This window comes from Brachybacterium alimentarium (genome assembly GCF_002332425.1).
Taxonomy (GTDB): domain Bacteria; phylum Actinomycetota; class Actinomycetes; order Actinomycetales; family Dermabacteraceae; genus Brachybacterium; species Brachybacterium alimentarium.
Genome location: NZ_NRGS01000031.1, coordinates 46,565 through 65,004, shown reverse-complemented (window position 1 = coordinate 65,004; position 18,440 = coordinate 46,565). Strand labels below are relative to the sequence as shown.

Below are 18,440 nucleotides of genomic sequence, written 5' to 3'. Positions count from 1 at the left end.
TGGTCACGCCCGCGCGTGATCCCGACCGGTCCCGCGCTCTCCTGCGCGATCCCGACCGTCGTGGGCGCCGCGGGGGAAGCCCGCGTCAGCCGGCCGTCGCGCTGTCGAGGGTCAGGGAGCCGGTGAAGGCGGGAAGGGTGACCTCGTCAAGGGTCTCGATGCGCTCACCGAGGCGCACGTAGTCCACCCATTCCCGATAGACCTGGACCCCCGCGGTGGCGTCGAGCTCGGCGAGCATCTGGTCGGTCGGGCCGATCACCGTGATGGTGAAGGGCGGGGAGTAGACGCGGCCCTCGAGCAGAAGCGTGTTGCCGGCGCAGCGGAAGGCGCTGCCGTTCACCACGCGCTGGTCCTGCAGCATCATCGCCTCGGCTCCGCCGGCCCAGAGCGCATTGATGTACGCCTCCATGTCCTGCTGGTGGACGACGAGGTCATCGGGTTCGACCCCGTCGATCGAGCCCAACGTGCTGGAGGGGGCGTCGGTGAGGGTGATCCGCAGAGCAGGACCGCTGACCTCGTCCAGACCGACGGCCGAGGCGACCTGCGCAGTGCGCTCCTGGGCGCGGAGATCGCCTCCGGCCTCGCCCGCGGACAGCTCGTCGATCGCGGCACGCTTCTCCTCGGCATCGTCCGTGAGCTGCTCGATCGTGCGCCCGCGTTCGCGCAGCACCCCGGCCACGTCGCCGCTCTCGTCGCGGATCGAGCCGCCGCCGGAGATCCGAGCAGTGGTCGTGAACAGCACGCCGCACAGCACCATCACCAGAGCGAGGCCGACGCGCTGTCCGCGCCGGCCGGTCGCGCCCCGGCAGGGTGTCGACCGCTCCTCGGGGTCCGGGCTCGCCGCAGTGTCCACCCCCATGGCCCCTCCTTGCTTCGCGTGCTCAGCCGACGAGCATTACCCTAGGGCACGGTCCGCATCCGCGGACCCGTGCGGCACGCCCGCGCGAGAGGCCGCCTCGAGGGAGCACCGTTTCATGGCCACGAGCAGGAAGAAGGCGTCTGCACGCGCGAAGTCGACCGCAAAGGCCGATGCGCCCGGGACGGACGACCTCGACGGCCTCGACTCCGCTGACGGCGCATCGTCGGCCGACGAGCAGTCCGACGGCGCGAAGGACTCGAAGGGCTCGAAGGGCTCGAAGGGCTCGAAGGACGGAGCGTCGTCCCTCGCCGCCGGCAAGGACCCCGTGAAGAAGTCCCGTCAGAAGGGCTCGAGCGCGGCGACCCCCTCAGGCAGCGAGGTCACGCAGAAGGCGAAGGATGCGTCGCGCACGTCCTCCCCGAAGAAGGCCGCCGCCGCGGAATCCGCGCGCACCGGACGCCGTCGGGTCGCCGCCGTGGCGCCGAATCCGGCCTGGCTCGCCCCCACTGCCGTCGTGTTCCTCGTCCTGGGCCTCCTCTACCTGGTCACCTTCTACCTCTCGGCCGGTCAGCTGCCGCTGCCGATCGGCGACTGGAACCTGGCTGCCGGCTTCGGGCTCATGCTCGTGGGCGGCGGCATGCTGATGTTCTGGAAGTAGTCCACGGCGCGTGGCAGGACCGAGACGCATGCCGGTGCTGCGCCCACGCCCCCAGGTGCGGCCGACGTGCCTCCCGGTGCTGCGGCCGCGCCCCGGGTGCTGCGCAGAGCGTCCGGGAAGGGCCATTCCGGGCCGCCCCGGCTACGGTTCAGTCTCGAACCGGCGATGGGGACTTCTCCCCAGCGCAATCCTGGGAGTTCCCCGGTAGCCTGACCGGGTCGACCACCACCCGGGCAGTCGACGTCGGACTGATTCCACGGGGGCCACAATGGACACGATCACGTCACGCAGGAAACGGATCGCAGCGCTGGTGCTGCTGCCGTTCGTCCTGCTTCTCGCCGGCTGCGGTCGCCTTTCCGCCGATTTCGAGATCAAGGACGTCGACACTCTCGAGATCAGCATGGATCTCGCGATCGAGAGCAGTTTCCTCGACGAGATGGGGCAGAGCTTCGACTCTCCCCAGGCGATGTGCGACGACCTCACGGGGGGCATGGACGACGAGGTGCTGTCCGCCCCCGTCGAGGCCTATGAGGACGGCTCCACCTGGGGATGCCGCATCTCCGGCGTCAGCGACCGCGCGGACTTCGGCGAGGGGCTGGACCTGACCGAGCAGGACGGCGAGTACCACCTGACGATGGACCTGGGCTCCGAGGGCATCACCCAGTCCGACCTCGACATGATGGAGTCGCTGTACGGCATCGACATGTCCGACTTCGACTTCCAGGTCTCCTTCACGTTCCCGGGCAAGATCATCTCCTCCCAGGGCGGCGAGATCGACGGCAGCACCGTCACCTACACTGACCTCGCGGACTTCTCCAACGGCGTGGACATCACCGCCGAGGCCAACGGCTTCCCGTGGCTCGTCGTGATCATCGTCGTGCTGGTGATCGGCTTCTTCCTGCTGCTCGCGATCGCCGCGGTCATCTTCTTCCTGGTCCGTGCGCGGCGCCAGAAGAACAACGGCTCGGGCCCCAACGGACCGGGCGCTCCGGCGGCCTATGGTGCGGCGGGCGCCGCCGGCGCGGGCGTTGCAGGCGCGGCCGCCTCGCCGTTCGGGACCTCCCCGAGCAGTGCTCCTCCCGCGACTCCGCAGGGCGGCCCGCAGTGGGGCCCGCAGGGCTCCCCCGCGGCCCCGCAGGGCGACCAGCAGGGCGGCGCGTTCGCCGCACCCCAGTGGGGCCCGCAGGGCACGCCTCCCGCGGCACCGGAAGCCCCGCAGTGGGGCCAGGCCTCGCCGCCCCCCGCCGCTCCGCAGGACGGGCAGCAGTGGGGCCAGCCCTCGCCGCAGCAGCCGGGCGGGGATCAGCAGAATCCGCAGGACGGTAACCAGCCACCGCAGAATCCCGGCTGGTGATCCGGGGGTCGTCCGCCGATCCTGGGGCTGTGTGAGCAGCGTCATGGCCCCAGGATTGGCGCCGATCTGGAGCGTCGATTAGAGTTACTCAGGTCAGTTCAGCTGACAAGCGCCCGTAGCTTAACGGATAGAGCATCTGACTACGGATCAGAAGGTTGGGGGTTCGAATCCCTCCGGGCGCACTTCAGAGAAAGACCCCCACCAGCGGAAGCACTCCGCAGTGGGGGTCTTTTCCGTCTGTGCGAACACGGTCTGACCACGGTTCGGATCGAACCGCAAGGCGTGCGGTGCCCGGCGTACAGCGCTGGGCATGCGGCACCGGGCACGCAGCGCAGGATGCGGTGCCAGGCACGCAGCGCACGACGCGGCGCCAGGCACGCAACGCTGGCTGCGGCGCGGTGCGCGAAGCACCGGCGTACGGCCGGACGCGTCGAACAGCAGGGGCTGTTCGACGCGTCAGGCCGTACGGCCCGGATCGCATGCCGGCAGCGGGCTCAGCGCCCGGAGGCCACCACAGATCCCAGAGCCCAGCGCACTGTTCACCGCGCTGCGGCGAGCACCTCGCGCACGGAGCCCCAGGACTGCATGAGATCGCGTGCCTCGGAGTCGGCCTCCGCGGCGATCGCGTCCACCCGGGCCTGCTCGAGCAGCTCGTCGATCTCGATGCGGCCTCCGCGCTCCACGGAGGCGACAGCGGCCTCCACCATCGCGAAGCTGAGCAGGTTCTCGTGCACCTCGCACATCGGCGTGCGGCCCTCGCGCAGGGCGCTGACGCATTCGATGAGCGAGGCCGCGATCTGATCGGGCTCCTCGTCGGACTCGGCGTCGACAGCGGCCTGCAGCCGGGCCGTCTCCTCCTCGTCCTCGGTGCCGAGCACCGGGACGCCCTTGCCGTCCCAGGTCGCCGAACCCAGCTGGGCGCCGATGCGCCATTCGCTGTTCCAGTAGGTGGGCAGGCCGCGAGCGTTCCAGGTCCCGTTGTAGACGAACAACGACCCGTCGGACATCTCGAAGGTCGCGGTCACCGTGGCGTCGTGCTCGTACACGCTCCACTCCGGCTGCGCGCCCTGAGCGGTCACGGCGATCGGATCCGCATCCATGATGTAGCGGGCGGTGTCGAAGGCGTGGATGCCCATGTCCCGCAGGAGCGGGTGCTGCTGGGTGCGCCGATACCCCTCCATCTCGGTGAACAGTGAGAAGAATGCGCTGGTGAGCACCGTCGGTCCGTTCGCGGCGACGAAGCTGCGCAGCTGGCGCACCTGACGGAAGAACCGTCGGGACTGGGAGACCATGAACGGCACCCCGGTCAGCTGGGTATGCGCGAGCAGGCTGATCGCCTCGGGCAGGGTCTCCGTGACCGGCTTCTCCCCGAGCACGGGGATCCCCGCGTGCAGGGCCTTGACCGTGACCGGGTGGTGGGCGACCGGGACCGTGGGATCGATCAGCAGATCGGCGCCGACCTCGAGAGCCAGTTCGACCCCGTCGGTGCCGGCGGCGACCGTGGACGGATCCGCGACGCCCGACTGCGCGATGACGCGCTGGGGGGCGCCCTCGACCAGATCCGCGACACCGACCAGCTCGGCGACGCCGCTCGCGACGACCTCCCGCGACCACCAGCTGCCCATCCCGCCGGCGCCGACGACCACGACCCGTGCAGGGCGGTCCGACGGCAGCCGGGGGAACCCGGTCAGATGGGGCGCGAGAGTGGGCGCTGCGGAGGTGTCCGTGCCGTGACCGGCGGTGATGTCGAGGTCAGATGACACGCGCAGTCCCCTCGGGATCGTCGGCACGGAACCAGTCGCGCGGAGCGTTGGCGATCTTGATCGGGGCCGACGGGCGCTCCTCGGGGCGGGCCCAGACCACGGCGTTGGCCAGCACCCGCTGGATCTCGCTCTGGTAGTAGACGGGGTACTCCTGGTCGCCGGGGCTGAAGTAGAAGACCTTGCCCTTGCCACGGCGGAAGGCGGCGCCGGAGCGGAACACCTCTCCCCCGGTGAAGGAGGAGACGAAGACGAGCTCGTCGGGCGCGGGGATGTCGAACATCTCGCCGTACATCTCCTGGGCAGGGATGACGATGGGGTGCGGAACGCCGCGGGCGATCGGGTGGGAACCGTTCACGGTCCACACCCGCTCCTCCTCGCCCTCGTTGCGCCACAGCAGCGAGCAGGTGGTGCCCATGAGCGCCTTGAAGGGCTTGGAGTAGTGGGCCGAGTGCAACGGGATCAGGCCCATGCCCTCGTGGACTCGGCGCACCACCCGGGCGACGACCTCGTCCGGGACGTCCTCGTGGGCCATGTGCCCCCACCAGGTGAGCACGTCGGTCTCGGCGAGAGCCTCCTCGGAGAGGCTCTCGTCGATGTCGTCCAACAGGGCGATCCTCACCTCGGCGTCGACGCCGTCGGCCGCGAGCACCTCGCGCAGACCGTCCGCGATGACGGTATGCATGCCCTCGGGGTAGACCTCCTGGACCTTCGGATCGAACTTCTCGTGCCGGTTCTCGCCGAACACGGCGATGCGCAGTGTCATTGCAATCCTCTGTGATGTGACGGGGCGCCGAGGGTGTGCCCCCTCAGCGCGGTCCGTCCATCGTAGGGGCGCATTCCCACGAGGGAAGCGCCACGTCCACGACGCGCCGGAACGGATCCGACGAGAGGGCGGGCAGAGCCACCACGAGGGGACGGGCAGAGCCGCCACAAGAGGACGGGCGGAGACACCACGAGAGGGCGGGAACCGCGCCGATGAAGGGGGCGCGACCGGACATCTCGGTCCCGGGTCCTGTCCCGTGTCGAAGCCGCGTGCCCCTATTGGAGCCGACGCCATGGACCGTGATCGACCTGTGACTCATTACTCATTGGTAGCGGGCTATGGTCGTCGACAGGTTCCCTCAATGGCGCGGGAACCTCTCGGCCTCGCTGTTCACTGCCGGCCTCGCCGCCTGATCGCGGCGCCCATCGCGCACCTTCCCCGTGCTCCGTTCCCACGCTCCACGCGCGTTCTCGGCGTCGGCCACGCCCATGCCTCCGTTCCGGGCGAGGTGCCCGACGAGGCATGGCTCAAGCGCGGCGGGCGCGCACGAGGTGGCCGCGCGCGCGAAGCTGCTCCTCGAGCGCGGTGGCGGTCTCCGCATGGGCACGAGCCGCACGGGCACGTCCCAGGGTCCCGCCGAGGGCCCGGCCGTCGTCGGCTTCCCATCGGTAGCGGATCACGGCGGTGCGGTCCGCGCTGCGGGGCACACCGTCACGACCCGCATCGCGGATCTCGATCCGAGCCGTCAGGTGGAATGCCTTCCCGGCGAGGCCGCCGAGCAGGATGGTGCGGCGACGGCTGCCGCACTCGAAGTCGACGCGTCCCACGCCGCGCTCACGCGGTCTCCAGCCGCGCCCGACGAAGAACTCCTCGACCAGCGCCCGAGCAGCGGCGGGGTCGCCCGCAATGACCAGCTCGACCCCGCCGGGACCTGACGTGCTCATCGAGCGGCCCGCGAGCCGTCGCCGCCGCACCCGGCGTCGCGGGCGGGCCCGCTGCCAGCACCGTGACCACTGCCGCGGCCGCGACCGCTGCCGAGGCGCCGCATCACCGCATTGCCCAGATGGGGGACCTCGCGGTGGTCATGAGGGTCGGCCTCCGCACCGACGGCGAGCGCAATCTGCAGCACGTCCCCGTGTGCGACCAGCACCACGGGCACCCCGGGGGCCGACTCATCGATCCCCGTGAGCAGCTGCCCGACCCGGGCTGCGACGTCCTCGACGAGCTCGACGCCCTCGCTCTGCTCGCCGCGTGCGCGGTCCGCCTCCCACACCTGGTCGTATGCGCTCGCGGGCCCTTCGTCATGGAGCCCGAAACGACGTTCGCGCAGTCGCGGGTCGCAGCGCGGAGGGCGCGCACCGAGCACGCCGGCGAACTCCTCGGCGGTCTGGAGGGCTCGGGCGAAGTCGCTGGAGACCACGAGCGTGTCAGCGTCCAAGCCCTGCGCGCGCGCCGAGCGCGCCGCATCGCGGGCCTGCTCCCGGCCACGAGGCGTCAGCCCCACCTCGGTCAGGGCGCGCGGGCCCGGCATCGAGACGATCACCCCGTCGACGTTCGCGGTGGACTCGCCGTGGCGCAGCACCCAGATGTCGGCCGGACCGTCGTCGGCACCCGTGGTGCCCATCGTGCCCGTGGTGGCCGTGGTGCGGTGGTCGTGCGTCATCGCTCCTCCTGCCGGGAGAGGGAACCGGGAGCGCACCGCAGTGCGGCACGCTCCCGGTTCGCGGCGTCGGGTCATCCTGATCAGTCCGTCCGATTCGGGTCGTCCGAATCAGGCTGTCGTGCTCAGGGTGTGGTGACCTTGCCGGGGTTGAGGTTCCGGCCCGGGTCGTTGTCGGCGAACAGGCCCTTGACCATGCGCTCGCCGACCTCGCCGATGTCCTCCGTGATCCACGGCTGGTGCTCCGTGCCCACGGCGTGGTGGTGGCTGACCGTCGAACCGAGGTCCACGAAGACCTGCTGCACGGCGTTCTTGGCCGCGTAGTACTGCTCCAGCGCCTGCTCGTCCGAGGAGTACGGGAAGGCGAAGGTGAAGTAGAGGCACGCACCCGAGTGGTAGCTGTGCGACATGTGGCAGAACATGAAGCCCGGCAGCCCCTGGGCCTTCTGCACCGCGTAGAACGCGTCGTACACCGTCGAGTGGACCTCGTTGATGTTCGACCAGGTGGCGCCCGTATCGCAGACGTCGCCGAACACCTGGTAGTTCAGCAGGAAGTCGCGCAGGTAGGGGGTGTCGAACTTCTTCTGGTCGTAGATCGCGCCTGGGCCCGCCCCGAGGGTGATGCCGCCGGCGTTCTTCACGATCTTCTTCACGATCGACTTCTGCTGCTCGACGCTCTCCTTGGAGCCCTCGAAGCACACGTAGGAGATCGACATCTCGTTGGTCGTGTCCCAGCCCTTCGAGCGCAGGTAGGCGAACAGGCCGTCCTGCACCTTCGCGGCCACCTTGCCCTTGGTGGAGCTGGGCTCCTTGACCATCGCGAGGCTGAACTCGGTCTCGGGTCCGTCGGAGAGCCGGGTGAACGTGGGCGCGACGTCGGTGGAGCGGGCGATCGCGTGGATGCCGCGCACGCCGTGCTCCCAATCGGGGTACATGTAGGCGATCACCTGGCGCACCGGGGCGACGCGGTGCACCTGCACGGTGACCTCGGTGATCACGCCGAGGCGACCCTCGCTGCCCAGGATCATCTCGTGCACGCTGGGGCCCGAGTCGCGGCCCGGGATCGCCTTGGTGACGGCCACGCCGTCGGGGTGGACCATGCGCAGCCCGCGCACGATGTCCTCGATGTCCCCGTACTTGTCGGACTGCATGCCCGAGGAGCGGGTCGCGGCCCAGCCGCCGACGGTGGAGTAGGTGAACGAGTCCGGGAAGTGGCCGACGGTCCAGCCCAGGGCGTTGAGCTGCTCCTCGAGGTCCGGGCCGTAGACGCCGGCCTCCACGCGAGCGAGGCCTGCGGTGTCGTCGATCTCGATGACCTCGCGCAGACGCCCGAGGTTCAGGGTGATCACGGGACGCTTCTCGTCGACCGCGGGAGTCACGGAGCCGGAGATGCAGGACCCGCCGCCGTAGGGGATCAGCACGAGATCCTTCTCGAGCACGATCTGCAGGATCCGGGTGACCTCGTCCTCGGAGACCGGGTAGACGACCGCGTCGACCAGGCGCTCGAAGTCGCCGGCGCGCACGCGGAACAGGTCCGGCAGGGAACGGCCGAAGGAGTGCACGACGCGGTACTCGTCGTCATCCAGCACGTTCTCCTCGCCGACCACGCCGGTCAGCAGAGCGCGGACGTCGGCGGGCAGCCGGCTCGCGGGCACCTCGTGATCCGACAGCTCCGGCTCGACGGGGATCGCCTTCGAGGCCAGGTCGACGCCCACCTTGTTCTTCGCCAGCGGGGCGAAGGCCGGCTTGTTGTCGTAGCGGAAGCTGACATCGTCCAGCCCCCAGCCCCACCACTTGTGCCGCTTGACCTCGCGGGCGCTCAGCCGTTCGCTCATGCGGTTTCCTCCTCGCCCCGGGGATCTGCTCCCAGGACCTCGTCGTGATTCTCGTCGTACAGGTTCTTGACCCGCTGCTGGATGCGGGCGGAGAAGTCGACCGCGGACTCGTTCTCCTCGGAGATCATCGGCTCCCCGAACACGACCGCGACCGGGGGGCGACCCTTCTCGGGCCAGTAGCGCCCCTTGGGCATCGCCTCGTAGCCGCCGATGATCGCCGCCGGCACCACGGGGACGCCGACCCCGATCGCGAGCGCCGCGGCGCCCGGCTTGAAGTCCGTCATGTGGCCCGTCGTCTGGCGGGAGCCTTCGGGGAACACCAGGATCGGCACCCCGGAGCGCAGCAGGCGGCGCGAGGTCCCGGAGTGCTTGCGGCTGCCGCCGCGATCGATCGGGAAGGCGTTCATCATGGTGCGCACGAAGATCCGGCGGTACCAGTGGTCGAACCAGTAGTCGGCGGCGGTGCCCGTGCACAGGTACTTCGCCTGGGTCCACGGCAGGCTCATCGCCAGCAGCGGACCGTCGACATGGCTGGTGTGGTTGGCGACCAGCACGAACGGGCCGCGGATGCTCCTCACGCGGCGATGCACGTCGACCTGCGGGGTGACCGCGGAGTTCACGACGGCGCGGAACAGCACGCGCTGCAGCACGAACCGGGCGGCCGCGCGCCACTGCGAGCGGTACTTGGCCAGCTCACCGGTGGGCTTCTCCCAGCCCTCGCCGCGCGAACGGGCGGAGAGCGATGCCATCAGGCGGCGGCCCGCGCTGGGCTCCTTGCGGTCTGCGGACTGCTTGCGGTCACCAGGCTGCTTGCGATCGCCGGCCTGTTTGCGGTCGCCGGACGACGTGCGACGCGTCGTGGCGTCCGCAGGTCCGGAGGAGTCCGTGGACCCCGAGGAGCCGACGGGCTCCGAGGGATCTGCCTGACCGTGCGCGGCGTTCTGCGGACTCATGCGATCACTTCTCCCGGCTGCGGCGATGGCTGAGCAGGGCGCTCAACCTGGCCACGATCCCACGCGGGGTGGCCCTGAGCACAGCGGAGATCAGCCTCCAGCGCTTGGACGGGATGGAGACCGGCTTGCCGCGGGCCACGTCGCGCAGGCACTCGGAGACCAGGCGGTCCGCATCGAGCCAGAGCACGCCCGGGATCGAGGAGCCCTTGATGCCGGCGCGGTCGTGGAACTCGGTGCGCACCCACCCGGGCATGAGCGCCGTCACCTGCACGCCGGTGCCGGCGAGCTGCACGCCGAGGGATTCCGAGTAGTTGCCCACCCACGCCTTGATGGCCGAGTAGTTGTTCTGCGTCACCAGTGCGCTCACGGAGCCGACATTGACGATCCAGCCGCGACCGCGCTCACGCATGCCGCGACCTGCCGCACCGCCGAGCTTGAGGACGGCGCGGATCATCACCTCGAAACCGAGGTCATGAGGGGTGATGTCCTCGTCCAGGAGGCTCGCGCGCACCGAGAAGCCGGCGTTGTTGATGAAGACGTCGACCGGATCGGTCGCGGTCTCCAGCCGTTGCGCGACCCGCTCCTGGGCAGCGCGATCGGCGAGATCGGCGACCATCGTCTCGACCTCGACGCCGTAGGTGCGGCGGAGCTGCGACGCAGCATCGTCCAAGCGGGTGGCATCGCGTGCGACCAGTACGAGGGAGGTTCCGCGGCCGGCGAAGGCTCTCGCGAAAGCGGCCCCGATGCCCGCGGTGCCACCGGTGATCAGGGCCCTATGCATGGCGGCTACGATACACTAGCGCCGCCCTGACCAGCGCGGAGAAGACCCCAGGTGAGGCACCCCAGGGGCTCGTCCAGCGCCACAGCGGCCACCGTCCTCCAGCTTCCCGCCGTACCCGTCCACAGAGGGATCCCATGTCGCACAGCACACCGCCCGCCGACCAGGCCGCCACCACCGGCGGAAGCCGAGAGGGTGACCGACGGATCCTGCTGACAGGCGTCACGGGCTTCCTGGGACAGGCGGTGCTGCGCTCCCTGCTGGAGACCACCGACAGCACCCATGTCACCGCCGTCGTGCGCCCCAAGGGCTCCCTGAGCGGGCGCAAGCGCCTCGAGCAGCTGCTGCGCAAGCCGATCTTCTCCTCCTGGGCCGACGCGCTCGGCGCCGACGGCAGCGACGGGAAGGCCGCCGTGAAGGCCGTCTTCGACGCACGCGTGGGGGTGCTCGAGGGTGATCTCACCGACATGCCCGCCCTCGAGGACCGCTACGACGTCGTGATCCACTCGGCGTCGTCCGTCTCCTTCGCCCCGCCGATCGACGAGGCGTTCCGCACGAACGTCGGCGGCGCCCGGAACCTGTACGAGGCGCTGCTCGCCTCCGGGCAGGACCCGCACGTCATCCACGTCTCGACCGCGTACGTCGGCGGCATGGCCAAGGGTCTGCGCCAGGAGGGCTCGCTGCAGACCGACGTCGACTGGCGCGCCGAGTACCAGGCCGCGCTCGAGGCCCGCGACCGCGTCGAGGCCGAGTCCCGTCGGCCCGAGACCCTGCGCTCCCAGATCCGCAGCGCGAAGCTGCGCGACGGCCGCATGGGCCCCAAGGCGGTGGCCGACGCCTCCGAGGAGGCCCGCCGCGCCTGGGTCGACGAGCGTCTGGTCGACTTCGGCCGCACGCGCGCCCAGTCCGTCGGCTGGACCGACATCTACACCTTCACCAAGGCGATGGCCGAGCAGGTCGCCGAGGAGCTGTGGACCGCCAACGGCCACCGCGTCTCCTTCGTGCGCCCCTCGATCATCGAATCCGCAGTGCGCAATCCGTTCCCCGGCTGGATCGACGGCTACAAGGTCGCCGACCCGCTGATCATGGCCTACGGCCGCGGCGCGCTGCCCGAGTTCCCCGGCCTCGCCGATTCGATCCTCGACATCATCCCCGTCGACTTCGTGGTCAACGTGATCGTCGCCCTCGCCACCCAGGACGTCTCCCGTCGCGGCGACGACGCCTACTTCCAGGTGGTCTCCGGCGCCTCGAACCCGCTGCCCTTCCACGAGATGTTCACGGCGGTGCGCGAGTACTTCGTCAAGCATCCGCTCGAGGACGACAACGGCAAGCCGATCGAGGTCCCCGAGTGGAGCTTCCCGGCCGTGGAGATGGTCGAGCAGCGCTTCCGGGCCAAGGAGCTCGCCACGAAGGCCGGCTCGGCCGCCGTGGCCTATCTCCCCGCCACCAAGCGCACCCGCGAATGGACCTCCAGCCTGCACAAGGCCACCTCGGGGCTGACCACCCTGCGGATGTACATCGAGCTGTACCGCCAGTACACGAAGACCGAGATGGTCTTCGACGACGCCAACACCCGTGCACTGCGCGAGGAGCTGCCGGCCGAGTTCCTCGCCGAGCACGACTTCGATGTCACCGGGATCGACTGGCGCGAGTACTTCGGGGACCAGCATCTGCCGGCCATCACCGAGCTCACCAAGGCGTACTCCCGCGCGAAGTCCGCCCAGCGCAAGCGCGCCTCGCGCCCCGCCCCGGAGCTCAAGCAGAACGAGAACGCGCTGGCGGTCTTCGACCTCGACGGCACGGTGCTGGCGACCAACGTGGTCCAGCAGTACTTCTCCGCGGTGCGGGCCACCCGCCCCCGCCGCGCCTGGCCGGCCGAGCTCGGCGGCCTGCTCGCCTCGGTGCCCGGCTACCTGCGCGCCGATCAGCGGGACCGTTCCGAGCTGATCCGCCTGGTCAACCGTCGCTACAAGGGCTACCGCAGCGACGAGCTGCGCGCCGTGATGCAGGGCGAGGCCGGGCGCCGAATCCGCTCCTCGATCCGCCCCGAGGCCCTCGAGGTCATCGAGCGCCACCGCGCCGCCGGCCACCGGACCGTGCTCGTCACCGGTGCGCTGGACGTGCTCGTCCAGCCGCTGTCGGACCTGTTCGACGAAGTCGTGGCCACGCACATGGACGAGGACGCTTCCGGCGTCATGACCGGCTACCTGGCCACTCCCCCGCTGGTCGACGAGGCCCGCGCGAACTGGCTGAGCAAGTACGCCGACTCCCGCGGCGCCGACCTCTCCGCGTCCTTCGGCTACGGCGATTCCCACGCCGACGCCGCCTGGCTCGATCTGGTCGGCACCCCCACCGCGATTTCCCCGGACCTCGGGCTGTACGCGGTGGCGAAGAAGAAGCGCTGGCAGATCCTGGAGTGGTGACCGCCTGAGATCGGCCCCGCAGCGCAGCAGTGCTGCGTAGCAGGACAGCGGCGCAGCTGCGCACTGCAGCAGTGCAGCAGTGCAGCAGTGCAGCATGGGGCCCGGGCGGTGGGGAGTTGTCCCCATCGCCCCTGGTGAGGAAGTTCCCTAGTGTCGACGCCAGGTCGAGAAGCAGCTCCGCACGAGCGGATCGCACGGAGCGGATCGACCTGGGGGATGGCGACGGACGCGATCCCGCATCGACCCGAGGGGATCATCATGTCCAGGACCATCATCGCCCGCGGCGCCTCGCTCGCCGCCATCACCCTCCTCGCACTGACCGCCTGCGGCGGCGCCGAGGACAGCGACGCCGAGCGCGAACCCACCGGGCAGGCCGACGAACAGGCGCCGGAGCAGGATTCCGGCGCCGACGCCGCTGACGATGCGGCCGACGACCGTGCCGACGCAGAGGCGGACGACGCAGAGGCGGCGGAGGCTGACGCGGCGGGGGCGGAGGGCTCGGAGGCCGAGAACGGCGCGGCAGCCGACTCGGACGCGGCCGACGCCGACACCGACGCCGACGTCCCGGGCTCCTCCACGGAGGACGGTGCCGACTCCGACCAGGAGCCCGCCGCGGTGGACATCGGCACCGAGTTCACCGACGAGGAGACCGGAGACGTGATCACCGTCGTGTCCGCGCTGCGCGGCAATCCGACCGAGTACTACGCCGCGTCGGACAACCCCGATGGCGAGATGATCTACCTCGAGGTCGCCATCACCCCTGGTGAGGTGTATGGCGGAGTGGTCAGCCAGTCGGACTTCGTCCTCGACGACGACGGCGACGAGGTCAACTACGCCGCGAGCGCCGACGACGAGCTGACCGCTGCCGGCTACGACTACTTCGACGGCGCCCCGCGCCGCGACGGCGAGGCCACCGGCTACATCCCGATCTACGTCGAGACCACCGGAGATACCCTCACCGGCGCCTATGTGCGCCCCGAGATGAAGGTGCTCGGCGAGGACACCACCGTCCCCGAGTTCCGCGGCGAGTTCGAGATCCCCGCGGCCTGAGGAGAGTGGGGGTTCGCTGGTGGCCTGGGGTGGCCGGGCACTCGCGAGCCCCAGAGGTGGGCGGGGCGCCCGCGAGCGGCCCGAGGCGGCGGGGCGTTCCCGGTCCCAGATCGCGCCCGCTCGGGAAGCCCCTTATACTGCGAACGACTCTCAACAAGCAGGAATCAGCAGGAATCGGAGTGAGTCCCACCGTGATCCCCACCATCGCCCTGACCGGCTATCTGGGCGCCGGCAAGACCACGGTGCTGAACTCGGTGCTGCGCGCTCCCGGCGCGCGCTTCGGGGTGGTCATCAACGACTTCGGTTCGATCGACGTCGATGCGGCGCTGATCACGGGGCAGGTCGACGAGGCCGCATCGATCTCCGGAGGGTGCCTGTGCTGCCTCCCTGACAGCGGCGGGCTCGACGAAGCGCTGGAGAAGCTCTCGCATCCCTCCCTGCAGCTCGACGCCATCCTGGTCGAAGCGAGCGGGGTCGCCGAGCCGCTGGCGGTGGCGCGGCTGATCGGCGAGGCTTCCGCACACCGGATCCGGCCCGGCGGCGTGATCGAGGTGGTCGACGCCTGCTCGTATCTCGACACGGTGGACCCCGTCGGCCCCAGCGGGACACGGGGCGAGCCCCCGGCGCGTTTCGCCGCCGCGTCCCTGGTGGTGATCACGAAGACGGCGCTGCTCCCGCCGGAGCAGCACCGTTCACGGGTGGAGGAGATCACTGCGCGGATCCGGCTGCGCCAACCGGCGGCGCCTATCCTCGAGGCTCCCCACGGCACCATCGATCCCGCGCTCGTGGCCGACATCGCTCACCGCGAGGAACCCGACGGCCAGCTCCCCCTCGCCGAGATCACGCGTCAGGACCGCGAGGAGCGCGCGCACCACGACCACGTCCATGCGGACGTCGTGACCGTCCACGCCGCCGGGCCCGTGGAACCGGGAGCGGTGCTGGACCTGCTCGAGGATCCGCCGGCCGGGGTGTACCGGCTCAAGGGCACGATCACCGTGCGGGCCCCCGAGGGCGACCGTCACTGCGCGGCCCAGCTGGTGGGCCGCCACCTCCACCTCGCCCCCTGCTCTCCGGGCGGAGAGGACGGGCTGGTGGCGATCGGGCCGCACCTCGACACCACGTCCGTGCACTCCCGCCTGACCGCTGCGCTGCGGGAATCAGGCACGGCGACGGCCGACGGCCTGCGCCGGCTCGACCGTCGCCTGAGGCTCAGCGACCGCTCGAGGGGCTGACGTGCACCCGCCGACACCGTCGGCCCCGGCGACGCCGGCGCGCCTGGCGGCCACGTCGATACCGTCGGCCCCGTCGGTCCTGGAGGCGCAGGCAGCCCCGTCGGCCCCGTCGGCCCCGTCGGCCCCGACCAAACCTGCCCGACCGAAACGACCCAGAGCACCGGGGCCCAGAGCGCCGGCGCTCTGAGCAATACGGCTCAGAGCACCGAGGCGAGGAAGCCCTTGAGACGCTCGGACCGCGGCTGCTCGATGAGCTGGTCGGGAGTCCCCTGCTCGAGGATCATGCCGTCGTCCATGAACACGACCTGGTCCGCGACCTCGCGGGCGAAGCCCATCTCGTGGGTCACCACGATCATGGTCATACCGCCCTCGGCGAGCTCCTTGAGCACGGCGAGGACCTCGGCGACGAGCTCCGGGTCCAGCGCCGAAGTGGGCTCGTCGAAGAGCATCAGCTCGGGGTCCATGGCCAGGGCGCGGGCGATCGCGACGCGCTGCTGCTGGCCGCCGGAGAGCTCCGAGGGGTAGTGGTCGGCCCGGTCGGCGAGGCCCACGCGCTCCAGCAGGGACAGAGCGGACTTCTCGGCCTCCGCGGCGGAGCGTCCGAGCACCTGGATCGGCGCCTCCATGATGTTCTGTAGCGCCGTCATGTGCGGGAACAGGTGGAAGCGCTGGAACACCATGCCGATGCGCGAGCGCTGGTGGGCGATCTGGGTGCTGGGGAGCTTCTGCCAGCGGCCGTCGGCCAGAGGCTTCTCGGCGTATCCCTGGGTGACCCCGGCGATGCGCACCCGCCCGGCCGTCGGCTCCTCGAGCTGGTTGATGCAGCGCAGCAGCGTGGACTTGCCGGAGCCGGAGGGACCGATCAGCACGGTGACCTCACCGGCGGCGACGGAGAGGTCGCAGTTCTTGAGCACGTGCAGGTCGCCGAAGGCCTTGTGCACGCCCTCGAGCTCGATGAGGGGCGCCGCGGCACCGGCTGCAGCGTCGGATCCGGGATCAGGGACGGGCGCAGCACCGGGGACGGCTGCAGGGTCTGGGGTGGGCGCAGAATCGGGGGTGGGCGCAGGAGTGGCGGCGTGAGTCATCAGAGCTCCACCTCCGGGAGCGAGTCCTTGGGGGTCGTGCCGGCGCGGTTCACGGCCGACTGGCGGGAGCGCTTGGCAGGGCCGACGCCGCCGGGACGGTCGTCGAAGCCGCGGCCGAAATACCGCTCCAGGAAGTACTGGCCCACCATCAGCACGCTGGTGATCGCGAGATACCAGATCGCGGCGACGATGAGCAGCGGGATCGGGGCGTAGAGCTTGTTCGCGATCGCGTTGGTGGCGAAGGTCAGGTCGAGGGTGAAGGGCACCGCGAGCACCAGCGACGTGGTCTTCAGCATGCCGATGGTCTCGTTGCCCAGCGGCGGCACGATCACGCGCATGGCCTGCGGGATGATGATCCGCCGCAGGATCTTGCCGTTGCTCATGCCGAGGGCCTTGGAGGCCTCGGTCTGGCCCTTGTCCACGGAGTTCAGGCCCGAACGGAAGATCTCGGCGAGGTAGGCGCCCTCGTTCAGGCCCAGACCCACCACGGCCGCCCAGAACGCCGGGAAGTAGTCACGGGTGGAGAAGGAGAACCATTCGGGGCCGAACGGGATCCCGAGCGCGATCTTCGGGACGATCACCGTGAACAGGCCCCAGAACACCAGCTGGGTGTACACCGGGGTGCCGCGGAAGACGAAGATGTACGCCCAGGAGACGCCGCGCAGCACCGGGTTCTCGCTGCGCCGCATGATCGCGGCGGTGAGGGCGACGACCGTGCCGAGCACCATCGACAGCACGGTGATCAGCAGCGTCCAGCCGACGCCCTGGACCACCTTGACGTCCAGGATGTAGGTCGCCACGGTCGCCCAGTCGAACACCGGGTTCGTGATGAGGAAGTTGATCAGTCCGAGGACGACCAGCACGACCACCACAGCGCTGATCCAGGTGCCGGGACGCGGGCTGGCCTTGGCCCGGATCCGGTGCGGGATCGGATCCTCGGCACGACGACCGGCGGCGGCCGGCACGGGGGCGGGGGTCTGTGTGCTCACTGCTGCGGGTCCACTTCCGAGGTCTCGATCATGCCGTTCTCGTTGCCCCACGCCGCGAGGATCTCGCGGAGGGCGCCGGAGTCGATCAGGTGCTGCACCGCCGCGCGGATCGCCTCGGCCAGCTCCGGCTGGTCCTTGGCGACGACGAGGCCGTTCAGGGCCGCGTCCTCGATGTCCCCGACCTCCTCGAGGGTGCCGCGCGAACGGTCCACGGCGTAGGCGACGACGGGCGAGTCGCCGATCAGCACGTCGGCCTTGCCGCCGGCCACCGCAGTCGCGGCGTCGGCGTTACCCACATAGGGCTGGTCGACGATGCCCTGGCCGCCGGCGTCCCGGCACTCCTGGTCGCGCTCGACGACGACGTCGTCCATGTAGGTGCCCACCTGGTGGGCCACGCGGGTGCCGCAGAGGTCCGGCGGGGTGATCCCATAGGGGTTCCCGGTCTTCACCGCGTAGGACATCCCGGCGGCGAAGTAGGAGACCATCGAGACCTGCTCGAGGCGCTCGGGGTTGATGGTGAAGCTCGAGATCCCGACGTCGTACTTCGCGCCGATCGACGGGATGATCTGCGCGAACACCGCGGATTCGGTGCGGGTGGTCAGCCCCAGCACCTTGCCGACCGCAGCCAGGATGTCGATGTCATAGCCGACGGCCACCCCGTCGGAGCCCAGGAACTCCCCGGGGGCGTAGTTCAGGGCAGCGCCGTTGACCAGCTCGCCGCGCTCGCGGATCTCCTCCGGAACCAGGGCGGCGATGTCGGACTGCTCCTGGATGGCGTCGAAGTCGACGACGGGGATGGCGTTGGAGTCGGCGTCCAGACGGACGGACGCGTCGGTGCACGCGGCGAGCGCAGGCGTCAGCGCGGCACCGCCGAGGGCGAGCGGCAACGCGCGCAACAGGGTGCGCCGCCGGGGACGAGGTGAAGTCACGCGTGAATAGTATTCATGGCCATGCATGAAAACAAACCGATGTCGCGTGGTTCACCGAGGCGGCGTCGGCGCAGGTCTCGCGCGTGCCGTGCACGGGGCGCCGCGCACG

The 18,440-nt window shown here is 70.4% G+C and carries 16 protein-coding genes and 1 tRNA gene; 6 read left to right on the top strand and 11 right to left on the bottom strand.

Going from position 1 to position 18,440, the window contains the following annotated elements; all coding sequences use genetic code 11:
- Positions 1-85 precede the first annotated feature (85 nt).
- Positions 86-859, bottom strand: a complete 774-nt coding sequence (locus tag CIK71_RS15890) for a DUF881 domain-containing protein (protein ID WP_096166655.1) — start codon at positions 857-859, stop codon at positions 86-88.
- Positions 860-974: 115 nt separating this feature from the next.
- On the opposite strand from CIK71_RS15890, the gene CIK71_RS15885 reads away from it, so the two are divergent.
- From CIK71_RS15885 to CIK71_RS15875, 3 genes are all read left to right on the top strand, one after another.
- Positions 975-1,517 carry a cell division protein CrgA gene (locus CIK71_RS15885; RefSeq protein ID WP_096166654.1) on the top strand — a complete coding sequence of 181 codons (543 nt, stop codon included), beginning with the start codon at positions 975-977 and terminating at the stop codon, positions 1,515-1,517.
- Between the two features lie 268 nt (positions 1,518-1,785).
- Positions 1,786-2,871 (top strand): LppM family (lipo)protein, encoded by a 1,086-nt coding sequence (locus CIK71_RS15880; protein WP_096166653.1) that lies wholly within the window; start codon positions 1,786-1,788, stop codon positions 2,869-2,871.
- 109 nt (positions 2,872-2,980) lie between these two features.
- Positions 2,981-3,053 (top strand) — tRNA-Arg (locus tag CIK71_RS15875).
- Between the two features lie 357 nt (positions 3,054-3,410).
- Here CIK71_RS15875 and CIK71_RS15870 read toward each other — a convergent pair.
- The 7 genes from CIK71_RS15870 to CIK71_RS15840 all read right to left on the bottom strand — a co-directional run bounded on the left by CIK71_RS15870 (position 3,411) and on the right by CIK71_RS15840 (position 10,626).
- A complete protein-coding gene (locus CIK71_RS15870; RefSeq protein ID WP_241964240.1) occupies positions 3,411-4,634 on the bottom strand; it encodes a Gfo/Idh/MocA family protein in 1,224 nt (407 codons plus the stop codon).
- Entirely contained in the window at positions 4,624-5,397 is a 774-nt protein-coding gene (locus CIK71_RS15865) for a ThuA domain-containing protein (RefSeq protein ID WP_096166652.1), read from the bottom strand. Before CIK71_RS15865 ends, CIK71_RS15870 begins: the two co-directional genes overlap by 11 nt.
- Positions 5,398-5,924: 527 nt before the next feature.
- The gene (locus CIK71_RS15860; RefSeq protein WP_096166671.1) at positions 5,925-6,341 is read right to left on the bottom strand and encodes a hypothetical protein; all 417 of its coding nucleotides are present in this window, start codon (positions 6,339-6,341) and stop codon (positions 5,925-5,927) included.
- Positions 6,338-7,060: a histidine phosphatase family protein gene (locus CIK71_RS15855; RefSeq protein WP_245857674.1), complete on the bottom strand. Its 723-nt coding sequence runs from the start codon at positions 7,058-7,060 to the stop codon at positions 6,338-6,340. The genes CIK71_RS15860 and CIK71_RS15855 overlap by 4 nt, the downstream gene beginning before the upstream one ends.
- 122 nt (positions 7,061-7,182) lie before the next feature.
- Positions 7,183-8,892: an FAD-binding oxidoreductase gene (locus CIK71_RS15850; RefSeq protein ID WP_096166651.1), complete on the bottom strand. Its 1,710-nt coding sequence runs from the start codon at positions 8,890-8,892 to the stop codon at positions 7,183-7,185.
- Complete coding sequence (locus CIK71_RS15845) at positions 8,889-9,845, bottom strand: lysophospholipid acyltransferase family protein (protein WP_096166650.1); 957 nt, start codon at positions 9,843-9,845, stop codon at positions 8,889-8,891. Before CIK71_RS15845 ends, CIK71_RS15850 begins: the two co-directional genes overlap by 4 nt.
- Positions 9,846-9,849: 4 nt before the next feature.
- Positions 9,850-10,626 (bottom strand): SDR family NAD(P)-dependent oxidoreductase, encoded by a 777-nt coding sequence (locus tag CIK71_RS15840; protein WP_096166649.1) that lies wholly within the window; start codon positions 10,624-10,626, stop codon positions 9,850-9,852.
- Positions 10,627-10,760: 134 nt separating this feature from the next.
- Here CIK71_RS15840 and CIK71_RS15835 point away from each other — a divergent pair, with 134 nt between their 5' ends.
- From CIK71_RS15835 to CIK71_RS15825, 3 genes are all read left to right on the top strand, one after another.
- Complete coding sequence (locus CIK71_RS15835) at positions 10,761-13,046, top strand: HAD-IB family hydrolase (RefSeq protein ID WP_096166648.1); 2,286 nt, start codon at positions 10,761-10,763, stop codon at positions 13,044-13,046.
- Positions 13,047-13,304: 258 nt separating this feature from the next.
- Positions 13,305-14,096: a hypothetical protein gene (locus CIK71_RS15830; protein WP_096166669.1), complete on the top strand. Its 792-nt coding sequence runs from the start codon at positions 13,305-13,307 to the stop codon at positions 14,094-14,096.
- 179 nt (positions 14,097-14,275) lie between these two features.
- Positions 14,276-15,328, top strand: coding sequence for a CobW family GTP-binding protein (locus tag CIK71_RS15825; RefSeq protein WP_241964242.1), 1,053 nt, complete (start codon positions 14,276-14,278; stop codon positions 15,326-15,328).
- Between the two features lie 197 nt (positions 15,329-15,525).
- Here the strand turns inward: CIK71_RS15825 and CIK71_RS15820 are convergent, their stop codons facing one another.
- The 3 genes from CIK71_RS15820 to CIK71_RS15810 are packed head-to-tail and all read right to left on the bottom strand — an operon-like array spanning position 15,526 to position 18,331.
- Complete coding sequence (locus CIK71_RS15820; RefSeq protein ID WP_096166647.1) at positions 15,526-16,413, bottom strand: amino acid ABC transporter ATP-binding protein; 888 nt, start codon at positions 16,411-16,413, stop codon at positions 15,526-15,528.
- Entirely contained in the window at positions 16,413-17,402 is a 990-nt protein-coding gene (locus tag CIK71_RS15815) for an amino acid ABC transporter permease (protein WP_420807335.1), read from the bottom strand. The genes CIK71_RS15820 and CIK71_RS15815 overlap by 1 nt, the downstream gene beginning before the upstream one ends.
- Positions 17,399-18,331: an ABC transporter substrate-binding protein gene (locus CIK71_RS15810; protein WP_096166646.1), complete on the bottom strand. Its 933-nt coding sequence runs from the start codon at positions 18,329-18,331 to the stop codon at positions 17,399-17,401. The genes CIK71_RS15815 and CIK71_RS15810 overlap by 4 nt, the downstream gene beginning before the upstream one ends.
- Between the last annotated feature and the right edge of the window lie 109 nt (positions 18,332-18,440).